19 protein-coding genes are annotated in these 21,607 nt (G+C 58.5%); 13 read left to right on the top strand and 6 right to left on the bottom strand.

Going from position 1 to position 21,607, the window contains the following annotated elements; translation table 11 throughout:
* The first annotated feature begins 9 nt into the window (after positions 1–9).
* Positions 10–585 carry a glycosyltransferase family 61 protein gene (locus IEI95_RS25545; protein ID WP_194417172.1) on the top strand — a complete coding sequence of 192 codons (576 nt, stop codon included), beginning with the start codon at positions 10–12 and terminating at the stop codon, positions 583–585.
* A gap of 72 nt (positions 586–657) precedes the next feature.
* Here IEI95_RS25545 and IEI95_RS25540 read toward each other — a convergent pair whose 3' ends face one another.
* Positions 658–3,159 (bottom strand): calcium-binding protein, encoded by a 2,502-nt coding sequence (locus IEI95_RS25540; protein WP_156537866.1) that lies wholly within the window; start codon positions 3,157–3,159, stop codon positions 658–660.
* An 83-nt stretch (positions 3,160–3,242) separates the two neighbouring features.
* Positions 3,243–4,829: an MFS transporter gene (locus IEI95_RS25535; protein WP_234934291.1), complete on the bottom strand. Its 1,587-nt coding sequence runs from the start codon at positions 4,827–4,829 to the stop codon at positions 3,243–3,245.
* On the opposite strand from IEI95_RS25535, the gene IEI95_RS29520 reads away from it, so the two are divergent.
* From IEI95_RS29520 to IEI95_RS25490, 10 genes are all read left to right on the top strand, one after another.
* Positions 4,723–5,100: a hypothetical protein gene (locus IEI95_RS29520; protein WP_234934297.1), complete on the top strand. Its 378-nt coding sequence runs from the start codon at positions 4,723–4,725 to the stop codon at positions 5,098–5,100. The two genes, IEI95_RS25535 and IEI95_RS29520, sit on opposite strands and share 107 nt — an antisense overlap.
* 73 nt (positions 5,101–5,173) lie before the next feature.
* Positions 5,174–5,788 (top strand): ribosome maturation factor RimP, encoded by a 615-nt coding sequence (rimP, locus tag IEI95_RS25530; RefSeq protein WP_071202361.1) that lies wholly within the window; start codon positions 5,174–5,176, stop codon positions 5,786–5,788.
* A gap of 58 nt (positions 5,789–5,846) precedes the next feature.
* Positions 5,847–7,463 carry a transcription termination factor NusA gene (nusA, locus tag IEI95_RS25525; protein ID WP_156532497.1) on the top strand — a complete coding sequence of 539 codons (1,617 nt, stop codon included), beginning with the start codon at positions 5,847–5,849 and terminating at the stop codon, positions 7,461–7,463.
* Positions 7,463–8,158 (top strand): RNA-binding protein, encoded by a 696-nt coding sequence (locus tag IEI95_RS25520; RefSeq protein ID WP_234890972.1) that lies wholly within the window; start codon positions 7,463–7,465, stop codon positions 8,156–8,158. The genes nusA and IEI95_RS25520 overlap by 1 nt, the downstream gene beginning before the upstream one ends.
* Before the next feature lie 103 nt (positions 8,159–8,261).
* A complete protein-coding gene (infB, locus tag IEI95_RS25515; RefSeq protein WP_012654632.1) occupies positions 8,262–11,042 on the top strand; it encodes a translation initiation factor IF-2 in 2,781 nt (926 codons plus the stop codon).
* Between the two features lie 164 nt (positions 11,043–11,206).
* Positions 11,207–11,620 (top strand): 30S ribosome-binding factor RbfA, encoded by a 414-nt coding sequence (gene rbfA / locus IEI95_RS25510; RefSeq protein WP_012654633.1) that lies wholly within the window; start codon positions 11,207–11,209, stop codon positions 11,618–11,620.
* Positions 11,621–11,624: 4 nt separating this feature from the next.
* Positions 11,625–12,554, top strand: coding sequence for a tRNA pseudouridine(55) synthase TruB (gene truB, locus IEI95_RS25505; protein ID WP_156532496.1), 930 nt, complete (start codon positions 11,625–11,627; stop codon positions 12,552–12,554).
* A 204-nt stretch (positions 12,555–12,758) separates the two neighbouring features.
* On the top strand, positions 12,759–13,028 hold the full coding sequence (gene rpsO / locus IEI95_RS25500; RefSeq protein WP_012654635.1) for a 30S ribosomal protein S15: 270 nt from the start codon (positions 12,759–12,761) through the stop codon (positions 13,026–13,028).
* 423 nt (positions 13,029–13,451) lie between these two features.
* The gene (gene pnp / locus IEI95_RS25495) at positions 13,452–15,596 is read left to right on the top strand and encodes a polyribonucleotide nucleotidyltransferase (RefSeq protein ID WP_012654636.1); all 2,145 of its coding nucleotides are present in this window, start codon (positions 13,452–13,454) and stop codon (positions 15,594–15,596) included.
* Positions 15,597–15,769: 173 nt separating this feature from the next.
* Positions 15,770–16,786, top strand: a complete 1,017-nt coding sequence (locus IEI95_RS25490; protein WP_194417170.1) for a class I SAM-dependent methyltransferase — start codon at positions 15,770–15,772, stop codon at positions 16,784–16,786.
* A gap of 70 nt (positions 16,787–16,856) precedes the next feature.
* On the opposite strand, the gene fabI is transcribed toward IEI95_RS25490, so the two are convergent.
* From fabI to fabA, 3 genes are read right to left on the bottom strand one after another with little or no spacing between them, the layout of a single operon-like run.
* Positions 16,857–17,663 (bottom strand): enoyl-ACP reductase FabI, encoded by an 807-nt coding sequence (gene fabI, locus IEI95_RS25485; protein ID WP_194417169.1) that lies wholly within the window; start codon positions 17,661–17,663, stop codon positions 16,857–16,859.
* A 5-nt stretch (positions 17,664–17,668) separates the two neighbouring features.
* Positions 17,669–18,892: a beta-ketoacyl-ACP synthase I gene (gene fabB, locus IEI95_RS25480; protein ID WP_156532493.1), complete on the bottom strand. Its 1,224-nt coding sequence runs from the start codon at positions 18,890–18,892 to the stop codon at positions 17,669–17,671.
* A gap of 34 nt (positions 18,893–18,926) precedes the next feature.
* Complete coding sequence (gene fabA / locus IEI95_RS25475; protein ID WP_012654640.1) at positions 18,927–19,442, bottom strand: 3-hydroxyacyl-[acyl-carrier-protein] dehydratase FabA; 516 nt, start codon at positions 19,440–19,442, stop codon at positions 18,927–18,929.
* Between the two features lie 307 nt (positions 19,443–19,749).
* On the opposite strand from fabA, the gene irrA reads away from it, so the two are divergent.
* Complete coding sequence (gene irrA / locus IEI95_RS25470; protein WP_070147497.1) at positions 19,750–20,166, top strand: iron response transcriptional regulator IrrA; 417 nt, start codon at positions 19,750–19,752, stop codon at positions 20,164–20,166.
* Positions 20,167–20,196: 30 nt separating this feature from the next.
* Here the strand turns inward: irrA and IEI95_RS25465 are convergent, their stop codons facing one another.
* Positions 20,197–20,832 carry a trimeric intracellular cation channel family protein gene (locus tag IEI95_RS25465; protein WP_156532492.1) on the bottom strand — a complete coding sequence of 212 codons (636 nt, stop codon included), beginning with the start codon at positions 20,830–20,832 and terminating at the stop codon, positions 20,197–20,199.
* A 234-nt stretch (positions 20,833–21,066) separates the two neighbouring features.
* On the opposite strand from IEI95_RS25465, the gene IEI95_RS25460 reads away from it, so the two are divergent.
* Entirely contained in the window at positions 21,067–21,603 is a 537-nt protein-coding gene (locus tag IEI95_RS25460) for a hypothetical protein (RefSeq protein WP_234890971.1), read from the top strand.
* The last annotated feature ends 4 nt before the right edge of the window (positions 21,604–21,607 follow it).

Raw genomic sequence — 21,607 nt, 5'->3', positions numbered from 1 at the left:
GGCAATTGCTTGAGATGGACTAGTCACCATTTTCTGCATGTAGACGACTGCATCACGAGCAATCTGACCGGCGGCGGCTTTGCCCACCTCCCCCATCCAGCCGTTATCGCTGAATTCGAGGCGCTTGCGCAGCATGTCACGATTGAGCGCCGGTTCAGCCGCAAGCTCTATGTCTCGCGCCTGGATGCGGGCGATGTGCGCCGAGTTGTCAATGAAAAGGCTGTCTGCGCGTTGCTCGAAAGCCGTGGGTTTGAAATCATCACACCTGGTGAGCTTTCCGTGAAAGAACAGGTTGTCGCTTTCCGCGATGCCGAGGTCATTGTTGCCCCGCATGGCGCAGGCTTGGCGAATCTCGTTTATTGCCAGCCGGGCGTCAAAACCAGGGTTATTGAACTGTTCCAGGCGAGTTGCATCAATGCCTGCTATGCAAGAGTTTGTCAGGCGAAAGGGCTGGATTATACGGCAATCATCAATCCTGATAGGCCCGGGCAGGACGCGGATGGGACGCTGAAAGAGATCAAGACCAGAAACGACATGTGGCAGATCGTCGATCTTGCCCTGCTGGAAAAGGTCTTGACTGCATGATTGGCCAATGAAATCAAAATTGACGCCGAGGCAAGTGGTCGGGGCGAAAGCACCCCGGCCACTCGTCGATTTTTACATCAATGTGTCGCTGGATGTCAGGCTGGCATAGCTCAAGCCATGTACTGTCAGCGTATCCAGGTTACTGAAGGTGAACAGCACGCCGTCCTCGATCTCGGTTGCATAGGCGGCGGCATCGCTGACGGTGGCAAAGCCCATGTCGGTCAGATCGATCGTGTCCGCCGACGAGTCGAAGTCGAAAATCACATCATTGCCATAGGTTGAGCTGTACACGAACACATCGCTGCCTTCACCGCCGTAGAGGGCATCGTCGCCTTCACCACCGACAAGCGTGTCATCGCCAGCGTCCGCATAAAGGACGTCATCACCGCCATCGCCATGAAGCGAATCGTCACCTTCAAGACCAAAGAGCGTATCAGCGTCCTCGCCACCCTTAAGAACGTCAGCATATCCGCTTCCCGAAAGAGTGTCGGCGTAAAAGGAACCTTCCAACGCTTCTATGGAGATCAGCACATCACCTTCTGCCGAACCGCCGACGCCTGCGTCCCCGGAGAGGCTTGCGCTGATACCAACGGAAGAGTCAGCGTAACTTGCGGTATCGCTGCCGTCGCCGCCATCCAGAATGTTCGCGCCGCTGCCTGCGTTCAGCAGATCGTCGCCGCCGCCACCGATCAGATGGTCATCGCCTTCTCCACCTGAAAGCACATTGCTACCATCATTGCCCGTCAGGTAATCCGCTTCGCCGGAACCCGTGACGTTCTCTATCGAGACGAGGACGTCGCCTTCTGCCGAGCCACCGGCTGTTTGGCCAGTTACGAGATTGACGATTACACCTGCAGTGGAGTCGCTATAGTTTGCCGTATCGGAACCGGCTCCGCCATCCAGGATGTCCGCTCCCGTTCGACCGGTCAAAACGTTGGCCTGATCGTCTCCCGTCAGGCTGTCAGCATAGGTTGAGCCTTCCAGATTTTCGATAGAGATGATGGTATCTCCATTCGCATATCCGCCGGATAGCGTGCGGGTTTGGAGATTAACTGTAACCGCACTGGTCGAATCCAGGTAACTCGCCGTATCGCTGCCAGCCGCGCCGTCCAATACATCGCCGCCATCGCCGCCGCGCAGTGTATTGCTTTCTCTGTTGCCGGTCAGCGTATCATTATATGCAGAACCTTCCAGGCTTTCTATAGAGATAAACGTATCTTCTTGTGCAAATCCACCTTGCGCAAGACCCGTAGCCAGATTGACAGTAACCGCTGACGTCGAGTCACGATAGCTGGAGGTATCATTGCCACCGCCACCGCTTAACTTGTCTGCGCCGGCACCACCGATCAGCGTATCATTACCGTTGTTTCCAAACAGGTAATCCGCACCGGCCCCGCTGATCATCACGTTATCGGCCACCGTTCCAGATCCAGTGAAATTGGCCGTACCGGTGTAAGTGAGGTTTTCAAAATTCCTGGTCAGAGAATAGCTGTTCAACCCGGTCGTCACGGTGTCGATGCCCTCGCCCTCCTGTTCGATCAGATAAACGGAGGAGTTGTTGACAATGTAGTGATCATCACCCAGGCCGCCTGCAAAACGGGCATCTTTCGAGGCGGTGAATGTGTCATTGAAAGCAGAGCCATAGACCTGAAGTATTTTCTCGAAAACATCGCCTTCTGCATAACCGCCGGTGTTAATACCGGTGTCGATGTTGATCTGCACAGCTTCGTTCGAATAGGTGTAGACTGCCGCTCCACCATCCGCCCCGCCCTTGAGCGTGTCGGCGCCCAAGCCGCCATCCAAAAGGTCCCAACCGTAATATCCATCGATAACGTTATCGCCGTCGTCACCGGTAAGGGTGTCGTCATAGTAGGAGCCCATGAGGTTTTCGATGTCGATCAGGACATCACCTTGGGCATCGCCGCTCATCTCGCCGGTTTCGAGGTTGACCACCACAGCCATGTTGTCGACAAAACTTGCTGTGTCGGAGCCGTTCCCGCCATTGATCACATCCGCATCGAAGCCACCCGCTAACGTGTCATCGCCGTCACCACCATGAATGGTATCACTGCCATCGCCGCCCTTGAAGATATTGTCATTATCGTCGCCGACAAGAACATCGTCTTGGCTCGATGCACTGATGACCTCAATGCTGACAAAGGTATCGCCTTGCGCATCGCCTCCACTCGCCACTCCCGTTGCGAGGTTTATATTGATCGCATCGCTTGACGTATAGTTGACAGTATCCGTGCCATCGCCGCCGTTAAGAATATCGGCCCCGGCTCCCCCATTCAGAACATCGTTACCGGCATCGCCGGAAAGGCTGTCATTGCCGGCTTCGCCATAAAGAGTATCAACTCCATCGCCGCCGGAGAGGCTGTCGTTGCCTGAGCCTCCCCGAATGGAATCGGAGCCGTCTTCTCCCGAAATTGCATCATTTCCCCCATTCCCTGAGAGCACATCGTTGCCTGCGCCGCCATTGATGGTGTCATCGCCCAGGCCTCCGCTGAGGTTGTCATAGTCAGACGTGCCTGTGATTGTATCGTTGCCACTTCCACCCAAAATATATACCATTTTAACCACCCCTGATTGAAACAGGAATAGTTTGCATGTTTAAATTCGGTTGTGTAGTGTGAAAATTACATACTAAAAATAATTCAATGATGATCGATATGCGGTTTGTGAAATATGTCGTCGGCAGGCGGAATGGTTTGGCGTTCGATCATCCGGTGGACATGCGGTGGTTTTGAGCCTTTGTGCAGGTCTCCCAATCGGTCGGTGATTTCGGCATCGGCCTTGGTGCGGCGGTGGTTGTGGCGCACGTAATCGACCCAGGTCGGGGTGTGATAGGTTTCCGTCCAAATGTCAGGGTTTTCCAGGTCGCGCATCAGCGCCCAGTTCTGGGCACCATCTCGCAGACGGATGCGGCGCCGCTCGACCATGACCTCTAAAAATTCCGGCACGTCCTTGTCATCGATCTCGAAATCGATCTGGATGACGATCGGGCCGCTGCGCGGGCGGATATCCAGCCGCAGGGGCGGCTCGTTGAAACGGTTCAGCGGGTTGAGATCGAGCGTCGCAAACGCGGGCATCGGCAAGGCGAGACCAATGCCGACACCGAGAGCCATCAGCCCGGCCGCCATGACCAGCGCCTGGCCTGCGCTGCCGGATTCGGCCAGCAATCCCCAGATCCAGGCTCCGCCCGCCATGCCGCCGAAGGTGGCGGTCTGGTAGAGCGACAGCGCCCGGCCCACCACCCAACGCGGGGTCGAAAGCTGCACCACCGTGTTGAACAGCGACAGGGACAGCACCCAGCAGGCTCCAGCCAGAACCAGGGCAGGGGCCGTCAGCCAGAAATGATGGCTGATACCGGTCAGAACGGAGGCCAGCGCGAAGCCGGCAAACGAACAGCTGACGATCTGTTCGCTGCTGAGTTTTTCTCGGATACGGGCATTTGAAATTGCGCCTGCAATGGCACCAATCCCGAAAGCGCCCAGCAATCCGCCATAGGCCAGGGGACCGCCGCCCAGATTATCCTTCACCACCAGCGGCAATAGCGACAGGATCGCGGTTGCGCAAAAGCCGAAGAAAAAGCCGCGAAACAGCACTTTCATCAGGTTGGGCGACATGGCCATGTAGCGCAGGCCAGCGGCGATGGCGTGGCCAAGATTTTCGCGCGGCAGGGTGTTTTTCGGATAGACAGGCTTCCAGCGAAACAAAGCATAGATCATCGCCAGGTAGCTGACAGCGTTGATGGCAAAGGCTGTGGCAGCGCCTGCAACAGCAACGATCAGGCCGCCAATGGCTGGGCCGACGCTGCGGGTGATGTTGAAGCCCATGCTGTTGAGCGAGACGGCGGAGGGCAGGTCTTCGCGCCCGACGATATCGCCGACCGAGGCTTGCCAGGCCGGGCTGTTCAATGCCGTGCCGCAGCCGATCAGAAAGGTGAAGGCCAGAAGCGACCAGGGCGTCAGCAGGCCAAACCATGTGAAGATCGACAAAAGCGCCGAGACGGTCAACAGAAAGACCTGCGCAAACAGCATGACCCGGCGGCGGTCGAACCCATCGGCAAGCGCTCCAGCCACCAGCGAAAACAGCATGATCGGCGCGGTATTGGAGGCCTGGACCAGCGCCACCATGCTTTCCGAAGAGGAGATCGATGTCATCATCCAGGCGGCGCCAACATCCTGGATCAGGCCGCCGAAGTTGGAGGTGATGCTGGCCAACCAGATCGTCAGAAAGATCTGGTTCTTGAAAGGCGCCAATGATGATTTTCTGTCCGGCACGGTTTTCCGCTCGATCGGTTGCAGGCTGGGATGGGCGATGAAGGGCAGCCGACCGAGAGGCGACTCGCTTGTTGCACAACCTAATCCCTTGAAGCCAAGAAAACAGTCCTTATTTGGGCAAAATGAACTCACGTCTGCGTTTGAGGGCGATTGGATCGACTTTTCTGAAATGCTTGCATTGTTGGCGCTAAGGGCGTATACGGCGTTCAAATTCTTGATCGCCAGATGAAGAGTGGGCCCGCAAGGACCCGCTCTTTTTTGTTGGCGATGGACCATGAAGCTCCATACCGAGGAGGACAGGTTTGTCCGAACACGTGCCAGCCGATGAGGCGCCCGAGCCACGTCTGATTACCGAAACCGGCCTCGACCGGCGCATCGCCGATATTATCGAGCCTGTGATTGTCGAACTTGGTTTCAAGCTCGTTCGCGTGCGGATCCTCAACCAGAACGGCATGACGCTGCAAATCATGGCCGAGCGCAAGGACGGCACGATGACCGTCGAGGATTGCGAAGAACTGTCCATGGCGATTTCTCCGGTTCTGGATGTGGAAGATCCGGTCGATAAGGAGTATCATCTGGAAGTCTCGTCGCCCGGTATCGACCGTCCGATGGTGCGCGCATCCGATTTCACGCGCTGGCAGGGCAACCTGCTGAAATGCGAAACGTCCATTCTGATCGACAATCGCAAGCGTTTTCGTGGCAAGATTGCCGATGTCACCCCTGACGGTTTCATTCTGGAGCGCGATCAGGTTGCTTATGGGGAAGAGCCACGGCTCACCATCCCATTCACGGCATTGGCCGAGGCCAAGCTGATCCTGACGGATGATCTGGTGCGCGATGCGCTGCGCGCCGACAAGCAGGCAAAGGCCGCGGCTGAAGCCGCGAACCAGAACGACGAAACCGGCGAAGACCAATAACCGATAACGCGCCTGGCAGGCGAACGTGCCCCAGGCAGGAAGACGGAGACTTTAAACAATGGCAGTCAGTGCTAATCGGCTCGAGCTGTTGCAGATCGCGGATGCGGTCGCACGCGAAAAAGTCATCGACCGCGAAATCGTGCTTGCTGCGATGGCTGACGCCATCCAGAAGGCCGCGCGTTCGCGTTACGGTTCCGAGACCAATATTCGCGCCGACATCAACTCCAAGACCGGCGAGATTCGTCTGCAGCGCCTGCTCGAAGTGGTCGAAACCGTCGAGGATTACGGCACCCAGATCGCACTCGAACTGGCGCGCGACCGCAATGTTGACGCCAAGCTCGGTGATTACATTGCCGATCCGCTGCCGCCGATGGATTTTGGCCGTATCGCCGCCCAGTCCGCCAAGCAGGTCATCGTGCAGAAAGTGCGCGAAGCCGAGCGCGACCGGCAGTTCGACGAGTTCAAGGATCGCGTCGGCGAAATCATCAATGGCACGGTCAAGCGTGTCGAATATGGCAATGTCATTGTCGATCTCGGTCGTGGCGAAGGCATTATCCGCCGCGATGAAATGATCCCGCGCGAAACCATGCGTTATGGTGACCGCGTTCGCGCCTATGTCTATGACGTGCGCCGCGAACAGCGTGGCCCGCAGATTTTCCTGTCGCGCACCCATCCGCAGTTCATGGTGAAACTGTTCACCATGGAAGTGCCGGAAATTTACGACGGCGTCATCCAGATCAAGTCGGTGGCCCGTGACCCGGGTTCTCGCGCCAAGATTGCAGTGATTTCCAACGACAGCTCGATCGATCCGGTCGGTGCTTGCGTCGGTATGCGCGGTTCGCGTGTTCAGGCCGTGGTTGGTGAATTGCAGGGTGAAAAGATCGATATCATTCCGTGGTCGGCAGACCCGGCATCCTTCATCGTCAACGCGCTTCAACCGGCAGAAGTTGCCAAAGTGGTGCTGGACGAAGATGCCGAGCGCATCGAAGTCGTGGTTCCCGATGAGCAGCTGTCGCTGGCCATCGGCCGTCGCGGCCAGAATGTTCGTCTGGCGTCGCAGCTGACCGGCTGGGATATCGACATCATGACGGAAGCGGAAGAATCCGAGCGCCGCCAGAAGGAATTCAACGAGCGCACCAATCTGTTCATGGACGCGCTCGACGTCGATGAAATGGTCGGCCAGGTTCTGGCGTCGGAAGGCTTTGCCCAGGTTGAAGAGCTTGCCTATGTCGATCTGGAGGAAATCGCTTCCATCGATGGTTTTGACGGCGATACCGCAGAAGAAATCCAGACCCGCGCCCGCGAATATCTCGAAAAGCTGGAAGCCGAACTGGATGCCAAGCGCAAGGCGCTCGGCGTGTCCGACGAGCTTCGCAGCATTGATGGCATGACAACGCAAATGTTGGTTGCGCTCGGGGGAGACGGCATCAAGACGGTCGAGGATTTCGCCGGCTGCGCTGCTGACGACCTGATCGGCTGGAGTGAGCGTAAGGATGGCGAGACCAAGAAATTCGAGGGCCTGTTCTCGAAAATCGACATTTCTCGTACCGAAGCGGAACAGATGATCGTTCAGGCTCGCCTGGCGGCTGGCTGGATCACCGAAGCGGATATTGCCGCCGAGACTGAGGCAGAAGTCGTCGAGGATGAGGCGCAAGAGGCTGAGCAGGGCTCGTGATGGCCTCCGATCCATCTTTGGAGGACAGGCGTCCGGCAAAGCCGGCGAAGGCGGTAAAGGACGGTCAGAACGACCGGACGTGCATCGTCACCCGCCAGCCGGGGACGCCAGATACACTGATCCGGTTCGTGGCAGGCCCTGATGGGACGTTGGTGCCGGATCTGAAACGGGAATTGCCCGGCCGTGGCTGCTGGGTGTCTGTTTCCCGCGAGGCCGTGGACAAGGCTGTGGCGAAAAAGCTTTTCGCCCGTGCCTTGAAGACGGATGTCACCGTCGATCCCGAAATGGGAGCGCGTGTGGACAGGCTGCTTGTCCAGCAGCTGGCGGGAATGATGAACCTGGCGCGCAAGGCGGGCCAGTTTGTAACTGGGTCGGCCAAGGTCGATCTCGCGATCCGCAGCGGTGCCGCGCTTGGCGTGTTTCACGCCACCGATGCCGCCGCAGATGGCGTTCGAAAACTGGACCAGGCCCGCAAGGCCTGGCATCTCGGAATGGAAACGGACGAGGAAATTCCCTCTTATCGGCTCTTTTCCGAGGCGGAAATGCAAGAACTGATGGGCCAGAACGCTTTTATCCATGCCTGCGCGCTTGCAGGACAGGCGGGTGAAGGTGTAGTGAAGCGCGCAACTCTGCTTGAAACCTATCGTGGCCTTTCGCCGCGGATGGCGAGTAGCGCTGGCCGTAAACCACAATGACGCGGTCACCGGTGAAAACCGGCCTCCGTGGTGTAGGACAGTATGTGAACGGCGTGGTCTGATGCGGTAGTCATCCGGCCTCGCTCGAAGGAACGGGAACGGAATGACCGACAGCAAAGACGACAAGACACTCAGCGTTACGGGCAAGAAGACACTCACGCTCAAGCCGACGGGAGTGAACCAGGGTACCGTGCGCCAAGATATGGGTCGCGGTCGCACGAAGGCCGTTGTGGTCGAGACGCGCAAGCGCCGCCCGACCCGTCCTGAAGACGAACGTGCAGGCCAGCCCCAGGGCCGCGTTGGCGATGATGCACCGGCAACGGCAGCTGCTGCCCCCGTGCAGACGCCAGCCCCCGTGCAGGCTCCGGCGCCAGTCGCCGCCGCACCGCAGGCACCGCGCCCAGCGGCTCCTGCGCAGCGCGTTCAGCAGACAAATCAATATTCGCAGCAGCGCCATCCCGGCCAGCAGAACCGTCCGCAGGCGTCGAGCCAGCCGAGCCGCCAGCCCGACCGGCCGCGTGGCGCGGTACTGCACGATCTGTCCGCCAGCGAAATGGATGCGCGCCGCCGCGCTCTGGCCGAGGCCCAGGTCCGCGAAGTCGAGGACGCCAAGCGTCGCGCCGAGGAAGAGGTTCGCCGTCAGGCTGAAGAGGTGGAGCGTCAGCGTCTTGCCGCTCTGGAAGCCATTCGCCAGGCCGAAGAGGACAAGGCCCGCGCGCTTGAAGCCAAAAACGCCCCTGAGCCTGTTGCAGAGCCAGTCGCTCCGGTGGCAGAAACGCCACGCGCCGCCGATCCAGCGCCCCGCGCGCCATCGCCTGCTGGTGCAAAGCCGGCTGCCGGTGCACCCGCTCCGAGCTTCGTGCGCGGTCGCAAGCCTGAAGGTGAAGACGATGAAAATCGCGGCCCCGCCCGTGGTGGTCCGGTGCGCGGCAAGGTCGTGCGTCCTGAACCCGCCAAGGTTCCGGCGCGCCCCAAAACCGAGGATGAGCGCCGCCGTGGCAAGCTGACCGTCACCACCGCCGCTGTCGATGAAGACGGCAATGCGCGTGGCCGTTCGCTGTCGGCCATGCGCCGTCGCCAGGAGAAATTCCGCCGCAGCCAGATGCAGGAACCGCGCGAAAAGGTCATGCGCGAAGTGGTCCTGCCGGAAACCATCACCATTCAGGAATTGTCGCAGCGCATGTCCGAACGGGCCGTCGATGTGATCAAGTACCTGATGAAGGAAGGTCAGATGATGAAGCCGGGCGACGTCATCGACGCCGATCTGGCCGAGTTGATCGCCACCGAGTTCGGTCATACCGTCAAGCGCGTTTCCGAATCTGACGTTGAAGAAGGCATTTTCGACGTCAAGGACGACGCAGGCGAAATGGTGTCGCGTCCGCCGGTCGTGACCATCATGGGTCACGTCGACCACGGCAAGACCTCGTTGCTCGACGCCATCCGCCAGACCAGCGTTGTTTCGGGTGAAGCCGGTGGCATTACCCAGCATATCGGCGCCTATCAGGTGGAGCAGAACGGCCACAAGATCACCTTCATCGACACCCCCGGCCACGCCGCCTTCACGGCCATGCGTGCTCGTGGCGCTCAGGCGACCGACATTGCCATTCTGGTGGTTGCCGCCGATGATAGCGTCATGCCGCAGACGATCGAGTCGATCCACCACGCCAAAGCGGCCAATGTGCCGATCATCGTGGCGATCAACAAGATCGACAAGCATGAGGCCAACCCGGAAAAAGTGCGCCAGCAATTGCTCCAGCACGAGGTGTTCGTCGAATCCATGGGCGGTGAAGTGCTCGACGTCGAAGTGTCGGCGAAGAACAAGCTCAATCTCGACAAGCTGCTGGAAGCTGTGCTTCTTCAGGCCGAAATTCTCGACCTGAAGGCCGATCCGAGCCGGACTGCCGAAGGTCTCGTCATCGAAGCCCAACTCGACCGCGGTCGTGGCTCCGTTGCCACTGTTCTGGTGCAGAAGGGTACGCTGCGTCCGGGGCAAATCATTGTGGCTGGCGATCAGTGGGGCCGCGTGCGCGCCCTCGTTAACGACAAGGGCGGTCACGTCAAGGAAGCAGGACCTGCCATGCCGGTCGAGGTTCTCGGCCTGTCGGGTACGCCTGCCGCCGGTGACAAGTTCGCCGTGGTTGAAAGCGAAGCCCGCGCCCGTGAAATCTCGGAATATCGTCAGCGTCTGGCCCGCGACAAGGCCGCTGCCCGCCAGTCCGGTCAGCGCGGTTCGCTCGAGCAGATGATGAGCAAGCTGCAGGATACCGGCTTCAAGGAATTCCCGCTGGTCATCAAGGCCGACGTTCAGGGTTCTGTCGAAGCGATCGTCGCAGCGCTCGACAAGCTGGGAACCGACGAAGTGCGCGCAAGGATCGTCCATTCGGGCGCCGGTGCCATCACGGAATCGGATATTTCGCTTGCCGAGGCATCCAACGCCGCGATCATCGGCTTCAACGTTCGTGCCAATGTTCAGGCGCGGGCTGCGTCTGAGCGTACCGGCACCGAAATCCGCTACTACAACATCATCTACGATCTGGTGGATGACGTGAAGGCAGCGATGTCGGGTCTGCTGTCGCCGGAACGCCGCGAAACCTTCCTCGGAAATGCCGAGATCCTCGAAGTGTTCAACATCACGAAAACGGGCAAGGTTGCCGGTTGCCGTGTTGTCGAGGGCAAGGTCGAGCGTGGCGCAGGTGTGCGTCTGGTGCGCGACAACGTCGTCATTCACGAAGGCAAGCTCAAGACGCTCAAGCGCTTCAAGGACGAAGTGGCAGATGTGCCGATGGGCCAGGAATGTGGCATGGCCTTCGAAAACTACGAGGACATCCGCGCTGGCGACACCATCGAGTGCTTCCGCGTCGAGCATATCACCCGTACGCTGTAATCAGCAGTTACCATCCAGAAAGGCCGCTTTTCGGAGCGGCCTTTCTGTTCACATACGTGAAAACGACAGCTGTTTGAGCCTCGTGTCTTCTTGAGGAAGATGAGGTTGATCAGTCCCAGGGTTCGATCCCCACCCGCCTGTTTGAAGGCAAATGAGAAACGATAATGAGCAAACCAACAAATTCCGCGCCATCGCAGCGCATGTTGCGCGTTGGCGAACAGGTCCGCGCCGCCATTACCCAGGTCTTGCAACGCGGTGAAGTGCGTGACGACCTGATTGAGAAGACCGTCATTTCGATTTCCGAAGTGCGGATGTCGACCGATTTGAAGGTCGCCACCGCCTATGTCTCGCCGCTCGGTGTCAGCGACCATGACACGGTGATCGCGGCCTTGAACCGCCACGCGAAGTATATTCGCGGCCGGATCGGCGGCCAGCTACGGCAGATGAAATATATGCCGGAAGTGCGGTTCCGCGACGATACCAGCTTCGACAATTATCAGAAGATCGATGCGCTGCTGCGCTCGCCGGAAGTGGCGCGCGATCTGGGGCCAGACGAAGACAAGCAAGAAGACGAATAAGACGATGTCCAAACCCAGAAAACCCAAGGGCCGTCCGGTTTCCGGCTGGCTGATCCTCGACAAGCCGGTGGATTACGGCTCGACCGAGGCCGTCGGCAAGATCAAGTGGCTGTTCAATGCCCAGAAAGCTGGTCACGCCGGAACGCTTGATCCGCTGGCCTCCGGCATGTTGCCGATTGCGCTGGGCGATGCCACCAAGACGGTTCCCTATGTCATGGATGGCCGCAAGATCTACGAATTTACCGTCACCTGGGGCGAAGAACGCTCCACCGACGATCTGGAAGGTGAGGCAACCCAAACCTCCGACCAGCGTCCGACCGAAGAACAGATCCGCGCCCTTTTGCCGGATTATACCGGGGTGATCAACCAGATCCCCCCGCAGTTTTCGGCCATCAAGATTGCCGGGGAGCGCGCTTATGATCTGGCCCGTGAAGGCGAGGTGGTCGATATTCCCTCCCGCGAGGTGGAAGTCCATCGGCTGACCCTGCTGAGGGCCGACCGCGACTGCGCTTATTTCGAGGTCGAATGCGGCAAGGGCACCTATGTGCGCTCGCTGGCGCGCGACATGGGTCGCGATCTTGGCTGCTACGGGCATATTTCGGAGCTGCGACGCTCTTTCGTCGCGCCGTTTGCCGAGGACATGATGGTGCCGCTCGAAGATCTGGTGGAACTGGAAAAGATCGAGGATCGTGACGAGCGGCTGGCAGCCCTCGACGCCTTCCTGTTCGATACCGGCGAGGCGTTGATGGCGCTGCCGCAGATCCGGATCAGCGACGATCAGGCCCATCGGTTGCGGATGGGCAATCCGATTATCCTGCGGGGCCGGGATGCGCCGGTAGCCGAACCGGAAGCAGTGGCACTGGCCGGTGGCAAGCTGGTGGCGATCGGCGAGATCGGCGAGGGCGAGTTTCGCCCGAAGCGGGTTTTCGCCTGAAATTCAGCTTTTCCGTCCGTTGTTGGACGGGAAAGCCCCATGCTTGCGGCGCGGTCAGGTGGCTGAGCGCGCCTCTTCCCTTGGCTGCGGGAATAGTATATAGGCGGCCCCAGCATTGCAGAACTATGCGTGCATTCATGGCCTCCGCTGGACGACATCCCGGCCGCAGGCGTCCGAATCCTCCCTTTTAAGAAAGGACATACGATGTCGATTACTGCAGAGCGCAAGTCAGCCCTCATCAAGGAATACGCAACCAACGAAGGCGACACTGGTTCGCCGGAAGTCCAGGTCGCTATCCTGACCGAGCGGATCACCAACCTGACCGAGCACTTCAAGGGCCACAAGAAGGACAACCACTCCCGTCGTGGCCTTCTGACGCTGGTATCCACCCGCCGTTCGCTTCTTGATTATCTGAAGAAGAAGGACGAAGGCCGTTACAGCAAGCTGATTGCGAGCCTCGGCATTCGCCGCTAAAGACTGGACCGGCGGGCTTCCGATAAGGAAGGACCCGCCGGTACTTTTTCCGGGGCGCTGAAAAGGCTCCGGCTTGAAAGGTTTGCGCGGCAATTTTGCCCGCTGACAGACTGAATGAAACCTGGGTCATATGGATCCGGGAAAATCCATGCGATGCATGGAGATGTTGCAACTTGCCATGGGCTTTGAAAAGCGCAAGGCGTTGCAAACCAGGCAGTCCGGATGGGCCGGTACTGCCGACGACAACCGATGGCCTGTCATGGGGCAGGATTGTTGGACGCTTCAGCCGAAAGGCGCCGGATGGTCCGCATGGATCGATAGAAGCCTCCCGCTGTCTTGCCCGTGATGGTTCAGCACGATGCGTCTGACTGCGGCTTTGATGTTTTTGGCAGAAAAGCCGCCAGCGCATATGAAGGACAAGATATGTTTAATGTTCACAGCGTTGAAATCGAGTGGGCCGGCCGGCCGCTGAAGCTGGAAACCGGCAAGATCGCCCGTCAGGCTGACGGCGCCGTTCTCGCCAGCTACGGCGAAACCGTTGTTCTGGCCACCGTCGTTTCCGCCAAGTCGCCGAAGCCGGGTCAGGATTTCTTCCCGCTCACCGTCAACTATCAGGAAAAGACCTATGCCGCCGGTAAGATCCCGGGTGGCTATTTCAAGCGCGAAGGCCGTCCGAGCGAAAAGGAAACCCTGGTTTCCCGTCTGATCGACCGCCCGATCCGCCCGCTCTTCCCAGAAGGCTACAAGAACGACACCCAGGTCGTCGTGACCGTTATTCAGCACGACCTTGAAAACGATCCGGACGTTCTGTCGATGGTTGCCGCTTCGGCTGCCCTGACACTGTCTGGCGTACCGTTCATGGGCCCGGTCGGCGGCGCACGCGTCGGCTATATCAATGGCGAATACGTCCTCAACCCGCATCTCGACGAGATGGATGAGTCCGTTCTCGACCTCGTGGTTGCCGGTACGCAAGATGCCGTGCTGATGGTTGAATCCGAAGCCAAGGAACTGAACGAAGACGTCATGCTCGGCGCTGTCATGTTCGGTCACCGTGGCTTCCAGCCGGTCATCGACGCGATCATCAAGCTCGCCGAAGTGGCTGCCAAGGAGCCGCGCGAATTCGAACCGGAAGATCATTCCGCTCTCGAAGCCGAAATGCTCTCGATTGCCGAAGCCGAACTGCGCGACGCCTACAAGATCACCCAGAAGGCTGATCGTTATACGGCCGTCGATGCCGTAAAGGCCAAGGTCAAGGCACACTTCTTCCCAGAGGGTGCAGAGCCTAAATACACCAACGAAGTGATCGGTGCGGTCTTCAAGCACCTGCAAGCCAAGATCGTTCGCTGGAACATTCTCGACACCAAGAGCCGTATCGATGGCCGTGATCTTGAAACGGTCCGTGCGATTGTCTCCGAAGTCGGCATCCTGCCGCGCACGCACGGTTCGGCGCTGTTTACCCGCGGCGAAACCCAGGCCATCGTGGTTGCCACGCTCGGCACTGGCGAAGATGAGCAGTATGTTGACAGCCTGACGGGCATGTACAAGGAACGCTTCCTTCTGCATTACAACTTCCCTCCCTATTCGGTTGGTGAAACTGGCCGCATGGGCTCCCCGGGCCGCCGCGAAATCGGCCATGGCAAGCTGGCATGGCGCGCCATTCGCCCGATGCTGCCTTCGCCTGAACAGTTCCCCTACACGCTGCGTGTCGTCTCCGAGATCACCGAATCGAACGGCTCGTCCTCGATGGCAACCGTTTGCGGCACCTCGCTGGCGCTGATGGATGCGGGTGTTCCGCTGGCCAAGCCGGTTGCTGGTATCGCCATGGGCCTGATCCTGGAAGGCGAGCGTTTTGCCGTTCTCTCCGACATTCTCGGCGATGAAGATCATCTCGGTGACATGGACTTCAAGGTAGCAGGCACCGAAGCCGGTATCACCTCGTTGCAGATGGACATCAAGATCGCCGGTATTACCGAAGAGATCATGAAGGTTGCCCTGGCGCAGGCCCAGAATGGCCGCAAGCACATCCTCGGCGAAATGGCCAATGCCATCACCGAAGGTCGCTCGCAGCTCGGTGAATTTGCACCGCGCATCGAAGTCATGACCATCCCGGTCGATAAGATCCGTGAAGTCATCGGTTCCGGCGGCAAGGTTATCCGCGAAATCGTCGAAAAAACCGGCGCCAAGATCAACATCGAAGACGATGGTACGATCAAGATCGCCTCTGCTTCCGGCAAGGAAATCGAAGCCGCCCGCAAGTGGATTCACTCGATCGTTGCCGAGCCTGAAATCGGCGTTGTCTATGAAGGCACGGTCGTCAAGACTGCTGACTTCGGCGCTTTCGTCAATTTCTTCGGTTCGCGTGACGGCCTCGTCCACATCAGCCAGCTGGCTGTAGACCGCGTTGCCAAGACCCAGGATGTGGTCAAGGAAGGCGACAAGGTTTGGGTCAAGCTGATGGGCTTTGATGAGCGCGGCAAGGTTCGTCTGTCCATGAAGGTTGTCGATCAGGCAACCGGCAAGGAAATCGTCGGCGACAAGAAGGCCGAAGGCGACGCTGCCGCTGAATAAGCGGGGGTAATCCTATGACAAGGCGCGGGAGATTTTCCGCGCCTTTTTTTATCCGGGAGTTTGTCAGGGAAACGTGAAAACCGGTTCTCTCAAGACAAACGAAAACAAGAGAAAATAGAAACTGTCTGTTTCGCCATGAAACCGACTGAGTCTAATCACGAGATTGCCGAGCCATGAGCCGCGAAACACTGAAGACCATTTTCCATCCCTTTGTCACCGAAGCTGTTGCTCTTCCAGGTGAAGACGAACGCTTCCTGTTTCTCGGCGCCGAGGCAGGCTTCGTGAAGCCGGAAGGCTTTGGTGCCGAATTGACGGTGGTCCAAGGTTTCCGCCCCGATTTTCGCCGCCTGCAGGCAGCCCGTCAGACGCCGGTTGCTGTTGTCGCAGGTGAGGATTATGACGGCGCGCTGGTTTTGGCTGGCAAGCACAAGGGTCTCAACGAAAACCGCGTCGCCGAAGCGCTGGCGCGTGTCCGAGCCGGTGGCGTCATCATTGTGGCCGGTGCCAAGGAAGATGGGATTCAGCCGCTGCGCAAGCAGATAGACCGTCTTGGCCTTGAGCCGCAATCGCTGCCAAAATATCACGGCATTGCCGTGTGGTTCACCGTGCCGGAGGATAAGACTGCTGCGGTTGCCGCGCTCGCTTCCAAGCCGGTCATGGTCGAGGGGCGGTTTGAAACCTATGCCGGGCAGTTTTCCCATATGCATGCCGATCCCGGTTCTGAACTGCTGGTCAGCCGGTTGCCGGAGGATTTCGATGGCAATGCCGCCGATTTCGGCGCTGGTTGGGGCTATCTGTCGGTGATGCTGGCCGAGAAGGCACGGCGCACCAACCGGATCGACCTGTTCGAGGCCAATTACGATTCGCTGGAACAGGCCAAGAAAAACCTGGCCCGTAACTGCCCTCATCTGACGGCACGGTTCTTCTGGCAGGATCTGGGTACTGAACCGCCCAAGGAAAAATACGATTTGGTCATCATGAACCCGCCCTTCCACGAAGGCCATGCGACGGAGCCATCGATTGGCGAGGCAATGATCAAAGCGGCGGCGGATGCTTTGCGCGGTGGCGGAGATCTGCTGATGGTGGCCAATCGCGGCCTGGCCTATGAGCCGGTTCTGGGGGCCAATTTTCGTCAGCATGGCGAGACCTGCCGCAATGCACGCTACAAGGTGCTGTGGGCGAAGAAATAAGCCGAACGATTACAAAAAAAAGGCGCCGGGAGAGATCCTGGCGCCTTTTTTGTTCAATAGTCATTATACTCTATTCAGCGTCGTTGCTGCGCAGCACGCCCAGAGCTGGCAGTGACGTGATATTATAGCCACCATCGACGTAATGGATTTCGCCTGTCACACATCTGGACAGATCCGACAGCAGATAGATAGCCGACCCGCCGATATCCTCGATGGTGGGTGTGCGGCGCAGCGGCGCATTCTTCTGGTTCCAGCTGAAGATGGCCCTTGCATCGGAAATGCCTGCACCGGCAAGTGTGCGGACCGGGCCAGCCGAAAGGGCGTTGACGCGAATGCCGCGCGGGCCGTAATCGCTGGCAAGATAGCGCATCGAGGATTCCAGCGCCGCCTTTGCAACGCCCATAACGTTGTAATTAGGAATGACCCGTGTGGAGCCGCCATAGGTGAGCGTCAGCAGCGATCCGCCGTCTGGCATAAGGTGGGCTGCACGCCGGGCAATTTCCGTGAAGGAGAAGCAGGAGATCACCATGGTACGGGTGAAATTTTCCCTCGATGTGTCGGCATAGAGGCCTTTCAGCTCGTTCTTGTCGGAAAAGCCGATGGCGTGGACGACAAAATCAAGCTTGCCCCAGCGCTCTTTCAGCGCGGCGAAGGTCGCATCAACAGAGGCAAGGTCCTCAACATCACACGGCAGAACAAAATCCGAGCCGAGCTGGGCGGCCAGCGGCATGACGCGCTTGCCAAGCGCTTCGCCCTGATAGGTGAAGGCCAGTTCGGCACCAGCTGAGGCGAGAGCCTGGGAAATGCCCCAGGCAATCGAGTGATTGTTCGCAACGCCCATGATGAGCCCGCGTTTACCTTGCATGGAAGCGATCATCGCTGTCATCCATTATGACGCTGGAACACCAGCGTCGCATTCGTTCCACCAAAACCAAAGGAATTGGACAGCACTATGTCGATCTTGGCATTGTCGATCCGTTTGCGCACGACCGGCACGCCTTCGAATTCTGGATCGAGCTCGGTAATATGGGCGCTTTCGCCAATAAAGCCTTCCTGCATCATCAGCAGGCCGTAGATCGATTCCTGTACGCCTGCCGCTCCCAGCGAATGGCCGGTCAGCGATTTGGTGGACTGGATCGGTGGGATTTTATCGCCAAATACGGTGCGGATCGCGCCGATTTCCTTGCTGTCGCCCACCGGTGTCGATGTGCCGTGGGTATTGATGTAATCCACGTCGCCTTTAACGGTTGAGAGCGCCTGGCGCATGCAGCGGATAGCGCCTTCGCCAGACGGAGCGACCATGTCGTAACCGTCCGAGGTCGCGCCATAGCCGGTGAGTTCGGCATAGATCTTGGCGCCACGCGCCTTGGCATGTTCCAGTTCTTCCAGAACCAGCACGCCTGCGCCGCCAGCGATGACGAAGCCATCGCGGTTGGTGTCATAGGCACGCGAAGCCAGAGCCGGCGTCTCGTTGTATTTGGTGGACATGGCGCCCATGGCATCGAACAGGTCGGACATCGACCAATCAAGATCCTCATGGCCGCCTGCGAACATGATATCCTGCTTGCCCCATTGGATCATTTCAGCGGCATTGCCGATGCAATGGGCCGAGGTCGAGCAAGCGGACGAGATCGAGTAGTTGACGCCGTGGATCTTGAACCAGGTGGCAAGCGTCGCCGATGCCGTCGATGACATGGCCTTTGGCACGGCGAACGGTCCGATGCGCTTCGGGCTTTTGTTCTGGCGGGTAATATCGGCCGCCTCGACGATTTGCCGGGTCGACGGACCGCCCGAGCCCATGATGATGCCGGTGCGCTCGTTGGCGGAATAATCCTTTTCCTCCAGGCCCGAATCGGCAATCGCCTGCTTCATCGCCACATGGTTCCAGGCGCCGCCCTGTGACAGGAAGCGCATGGCACGACGGTCGACAAGGTCGGTCGTGTCCAGTGAAGGTTGACCCCAGACCTGGCATTTGAAGCCATGCTCGGCAAAATCGGGAGAAAAGGAAATGCCGGACCTGGCGTCGCGAAGAGATGCTGTGACTTCCGCGGCATTGTTGCCGATGGAGGACACAATGCCCAGACCCGTAACTACTACCCGTCTCATGTAATCGACCTTTTGCTTGATGGGGGTGATGCGCTCAGTCGGCCTTTTCCTTGAAAAGCCCGACACGCAGATCAGTTGCCTTGTAGATGACCTCGCCATCGGCCTTCATCCAGCCGTCGGCAATGCCCAGCACCAGACGCCCGCGCATGACGCGCTTGAAGTCGATGCCATATTCCACCAGCTTGGTGGAGGGCGTAACCATGCCGGTGAATTTCACTTCGCCTGTCGAGATCGCCCGGCCCTTGCCGGGTTCGCCCAGCCAGCCGAGGTAAAAGCCGGTCAATTGCCACATGGCATCCAGGCCAAGGCATCCCGGCATGACCGGATCGCCCTGGAAGTGGCAGGGGAAGAACCAGAGATCGGAGGTGATGTCAAACTCGGCGCGGATATAGCCCTTGTCATGTGGGCCACCGGTTTCCGAAATATCGGTGATGCGATTGAACATCAGCATGGGCGGCAGCGGCAATTGCGCATTGCCCTGGCCGAACAGTTCACCCCGACCGCAGGCGAGAATCTCGTCGTAATTATAGCTTGTCTGTTTTTCGTTCATCGGTCTTTCAATTCCCCCCTTCAGGCGTTCCGCTTAGGAGACTTAAAGCAAGATGGCGACGAATTGAAGCCGATGCCAATTCATTCCAACGCTTTACGCAGTGTCGTATGGCCTCTGTCCTGGCCGCTTTCCGCCGACCGAATACAGGAAGCGTCCATACTCCACCAGTGCTAAAATCGGTCAACCGCCTCAATATAAGGGCTTTCACTGGATTTACCCGCCGTCAAACTATTGAAAGCAGGCCCGTCAGCAGGTATATCAGTACGATGACAGTGAGATTTCAAGGGACAATGCGGAGATCGCCGGTATGATGGCGCAAGCCTCTAGGGACGTGGAAGCAAAACTGCGTCGGTCGGGCCTGAGGCCGACACGGCAGAGGGTTGCCTTGGCTTCGCTGTTGTTTGCCAAGGGAGACCGGCATCTGACCGTCGAGGAATTGCACGAAGAAGCGGTTGCCGCCGACGTGCCTGTGTCCCTCGCCACCGTCTATAACACGCTTCATCAGTTTACCGAGGCCGGCATGATCCGGGTTCTGGCGGTTGAGAGCAACAAGACCTATTTCGATACCAACGTGTCGGACCACCACCACTTTTTCGTGGAGGGCCGCAACGAGGTTCTGGATATTCCGGTCAGCAATATCGAAATCGGCAACCTGCCTGCCCCGCCTGAAGGCATGGAAATTTCTCATGTTGACGTGGTGATCCGGCTGCGTCCCAAGGCCTGATCTCAAAACCTGTTACCGACCATATCGGGTTCACATCACGTCATCGGGATGGCGTCCAGCCTGATGGCCGTATCTTGGAAATGTCCAGCCGAAATACAGCGCGCCGCCACGCACCAGAAAGGCTGCCAGCATCCCACCTGCGCAAGCCCAGTATAAGGGCACGGCCAGCATGAAGGCCCCGGTAAATACACAGGCACCGATCAAGGCTGCGGTGATATAAACTTCCGGTCGCAGCAACACTGAAGGCTCATTGGCCAGCAAATCACGCAGCACGCCGCCCAAGGTGGCCGTCATCATGCCTGTGACGATGGCGATGGTGGGCGAGCCTGTCGCGGCCATGCCCTTGGCGGCTCCCATCACGCAATAGGCGGAAAGCCCGATGGCATCCAGCCAGATCAGCAGCTTGTAGCGTGATTCCACCAGATGCGCGGTGAAGAACACCAGCACGCCGACAGCGCAGCAGATCAGAATATAGCTCGGGTTGACCACCCAAAACACCGGTAGGCGCCCAAGAATGATATCGCGCACCGTGCCGCCGCCTGTGCCGGTGACGGTGGCAAAAAACAGAAAGCCGATCAGATCCAGCTGTTTGCGCGAGGCGGCCAAAGCCCCCGTGGCGGCAAATAGCGCAACGCCTGCATAATCCAGATAAAGAAGAAGCGACATAGTGGCCCTGACGTTGCGATGATCTGCCGATGAATGGACGCGAAATGTGCGGCGCTGGGGTGGATGCGGGCTATTTTACAATATCATGCGTTACCCAAGGCATAAGGATTGCGGTTTCAATAAGTGTCGCCCTTTCCTGCGCCAACCAATCACCGCCAACCGGGCCGTCGCAAACAAGATTGATCGCAAGGGCGGCGCAAGCTGATTGCGCTATCGGGATCTTTGGCAGTGCGGATGGTCCGTAATGCGCTAGATTTTCGTTCTCGCCATAGGGCTGCAATCCTATCGAAGGTTCATGCCGTGAAATTGCTTCTTCGCCTGCTCCTGTGCCTGTTGTTGTCCCTGTCTGCCTCGGTCGCCCTGGCGCAACAGCAATTGGTCAGTGACCCGGAAATCTATGAGAAGGATCATTTCCGTAAGGTCTGCAAGACAGCTGAGTTCGATGACAACTACGTCACCCGGTTGGATATCAACAATGACGGCATTGTCGATGCAATCGTCAACGAAGGCGCGCTGACCTGCGATGGCAAGCGCGGTCCCGACTGCGATTCCGAAGGCTGCCCCTATAATTTCTATGTCCAGGTCAAGGAAGGCGGCTATCTGATGATCGCCAGCGCCAAGATCTTTGGCTATGACTTCATCCAGCGTTACGGCAACAAGGTTTTCGTGCTGAAAATGCCGCCGCATTTCTGCGACCGCACCGATGGTCCGCAATGTGAAATGACTGTGCGGGTGCGCGGCGTGATGTTCGTGACGATCGTCAAGAAATAGTCTG

Source organism: Agrobacterium vitis (assembly GCF_014926405.1).
In the GTDB taxonomy this organism is placed as follows: Bacteria; Pseudomonadota; Alphaproteobacteria; order Rhizobiales; family Rhizobiaceae; genus Allorhizobium; species Allorhizobium vitis_H.
This window is presented reverse-complemented; position numbering and strand designations above follow the sequence as displayed.